Source organism: Chamaesiphon polymorphus CCALA 037 (genome assembly GCF_003003845.1).
In the GTDB taxonomy this organism is placed as follows: domain Bacteria; phylum Cyanobacteriota; class Cyanobacteriia; order Cyanobacteriales; family Chamaesiphonaceae; genus Chamaesiphon; species Chamaesiphon polymorphus.
Genome location: NZ_PVWO01000585.1, coordinates 1 through 3,252, shown reverse-complemented (window position 1 = coordinate 3,252; position 3,252 = coordinate 1). Strand labels below are relative to the sequence as shown.

Below are 3,252 nucleotides of genomic sequence, written 5' to 3'. Positions count from 1 at the left end.
CCTCCCGACACCCCACACCCCAACATGAAAACTCACCACCAAATTCAGTCTGAAATCGAGACATCGCAACAGTTACCCAAATTCGATCGACATCCAGCTATTACCGAGTGCTGGAACGAGTACGAGAAACTGTGGCGGGATGATAATGGCCGCAGTTACATTCACTGGGTAGAAGATCGTCAATATGAGTATCACTTGATGTATTTCGATGGCCGATTGGCGATCGCCGAACGGAATGGAGTCACTATCTTTTCTCACTTAACCGAGCGGTTGGAAAGAGCGATGAACGGCGGGGAAGTAGCGACAGTTTCCAGCAATTACAATGCAATGTCTCTGGACGAACTTGTCGAATTGAGCAAAAAAATTATCGCTTAAAAATTATGCTTGAAACTAATAAAGACGACAAAACCAGAGAGATTCAACAGATCGATGAGTGGGCGCATAAACTCGGCTACAACTTAGGTTTCTGGATTGGAGCTAATTTGGTGGGAGCGACAGCCGGATTGATTCTGGGTGGGTTGTCGATTCTCAAGCATAGCCAGAATGAAGCTATCCAAACAGAAACCGCAGCAATTAGCGAACGCGCCCGATTAGATAAAATATCGATCCCCGATCTCGATCGGTTAGCTCAAGGAGAGAAATTAAGCGATACCAATTATCGACGCGCCGCAATTTTTATCGATCGACTCGAACAGTTGACTGGCTCCCTCGATCGCGGACGGCAACTCGAACGGGATTATATATTTTATAAATCTGTCACTGCCAACGGTGCGATTAATTACACGGTTAGAGATTCCAAATCCGATCGGACTCTGCTCGATTTTGATGTCGATCGCGAGGGCAAGATCGCGGTGCAAGCGACGCGAGGAGCAGATGCCGAACGGCAATTAATGAAGTTTGTCAATCTCACATCCGAGCGGCTGTCGATCGATTTCAACTTACTCACAGATGAGCGCGAACGCACGAGCAGTCTAGAGCGAGATCTAGCTTCGGTTGCAGAGTCGCTCGATCGGATCGATTCAGTAGATCTAGAACGACTAGCAACAGCTCCCACCGCCGAGCAATCCCAGTATATTGAAGGGTTAGAACAGACGAACGATCGACTCGCAGATCTAAAACTACAAGCTAGGGTCATTAGCGATCTGATTCGTACCGCGCAAAATGCTAACGCCCACGAACAGCAGCGACATCCCCAGACGCTACATCAGATTGAAGTTTCACACTTGGCAAACAAATTAATCGGACTGGAACAGCGGATCGAGCGGCTTCAAAGTCACCTTCAGAGTAAGCCTCAGACTATCGATGCGGTTAAAACTTGGCAACCAGCAACAGTACTGGAAACTTCGACCGATGAAGTAGCAGCCCTGATGCTCAAAGTAGCAGCCCTCGAACGACAGTTACAAGCCCAAAATCAGCAACCCGCACTGAAAACCCCCGTTAAATCTCAATCTACATCCCCAACAACTCAGAAAACTTCCAATCTTCAACCTACCGCCACATCGCGATTCGCCCCACCACCACCGCCCTATGGCTCTACCTTTGGCAAGGAGGAACCAGAAATTCCGGTCAACCTCCACGAACTGAATTCAAAGCCAAACGGTGAAATTTCAACCACAGAGCCTCAAAGCCCAGCCAATGGACAACCGATTACCATACTCCAAACAGAAGCCCCAGATCTCGATCGAGCAGAGGGGATCGAGCAGTAATGTTGAAAAACTTAATTAGAAACTATCCATTAATTAAGGTCGAGACAACAGTAATCGATCGTCAACATACTCTTGACAAAATTCAATTAGTGGGTGATGAGTTAAATAAACCTGTCTATTTGTGGTCGTTATTGCAGCCCGATTTTCAGCCCTTATCGACAATGGGTGGAACGCTAAATCTTCATCCAGCTAAGGCTGCGATCGAGTCAATTAGCTCGTTACAAGCTAATATCAATGGCTTGTATGTATTCGAGAATCTATTTGCGACGATCGATGCAGTATCACCAATAGAGCGAGAAGGTTGTTATCAAGCAATCTCGCAACTGTTCGCCAGACTCAATCAGCTAAATCGAGAATGTCTGGTCATCTTCATGGAATCGGGACGAGGGCATATTCCCTCTTACCTGAGCCAGATTATTTGGGAATATAAGTTCCCGCTTCCTACTAACTTCGAGCTAACCACGCTCCTATTAGAACAGGGAATTAACATCGCCGAATCACCCCGACTGGTAAACATTTTAGCGGGTTTAACAATAGAAGAAATTACTGTTGGAATTAGAGCCAATCGCGATGTTCTTACCAACCTCGAAACTTTAGGCGATCGACTTTTAGACTACAAGTACACTCTATTCAAATCCTTCGGACTCGAATTTATTGGCGACACCACCACCCAAGATATTGGGGGCATGGATCTAGTCAAAGAGGCTCTAGCAGAAGTCAAAATGGACTTTACCCCTGCGGCACGAGAATGCGGTCTACCATTGCCTAGAGGCTGGATTCTGGTAGGCATACCTGGGGCGGGGAAGACTTATTTTGCTAAAATCTGCGCCCAAAAATTGGGATTTCCCCTGGTGAATATCGGGATCGATGTCGTTAAATCTGGCGGCGTTGCTAAATTCAAGCAACTGCTCTCTCGCATTGATGCTTGTGCGCCCAACATGCCTTACCTAGACGAATTCGATAAGTTCTTCGTTGACGAACATGGCAAGGAATTACTCGGTATTCTCCTCACCTGGCTCAACGAAAAATCTTCCGCCACATTCGTCCTTGCCACTTTGAACCGCCTCGAAAACCTACCGCCCGAACTCACTCGTGCGGGTAGATTCGACAGGGTGTTCTATGTCGATTTCCCCAGCTCTGACGAGCGCAAGCAGATTCTCCAACTGCACTGCGCCCGCTTCGATAAACGGTATGCCCAGTCAGAACATGGAGCGATGAGCATTGAAGAGTGGTTGACAATTATTGAAGCCACCAATAAATACACGGGTGCAGAACTAGAGCAAATGGCGATTGTTGCCGCCAAGATGCAGTTCTACAAAGGTCGGGGTCAAAACATTCAAATCGATGCAGATTCGTTGCTCACGGCCAGAAATCGGGTCAAGAGTCTCTACAGTCGCAACCCTGAAGGTGTCCTCGCGATCGAAAACCGAGCCAAAGCATTTACAGAAGCAGCCAGCTCTAATAAGCCCACTGCGCTGGATTTACCGGAATTGGATATTTATGTGGGGACTTAGTAGGGGGAAAGGGAAAAGGGGAAGGGGGAAAG

Annotated in this window: 3 protein-coding genes; all 3 read left to right on the top strand. The window is 47.4% G+C overall.

All coding sequences use genetic code 11. From position 1 onward, the window contains the following. A partial coding sequence (locus C7B77_RS26735) for a hypothetical protein (RefSeq protein WP_245894449.1) occupies nucleotides 1-375 on the top strand: 375 nt, incomplete at its 5' end. Nucleotides 376-380: 5 nt separating this feature from the next. Further along, a complete protein-coding gene (locus C7B77_RS26730; RefSeq protein ID WP_106312164.1) occupies nucleotides 381-1,706 on the top strand; it encodes a hypothetical protein in 1,326 nt (441 codons plus the stop codon). Beyond that, entirely contained in the window at nucleotides 1,706-3,220 is a 1,515-nt protein-coding gene (locus C7B77_RS26725; protein ID WP_106312162.1) for an ATP-binding protein, read from the top strand. The genes C7B77_RS26730 and C7B77_RS26725 overlap by 1 nt, the downstream gene beginning before the upstream one ends. The last annotated feature ends 32 nt before the right edge of the window (nucleotides 3,221-3,252 follow it).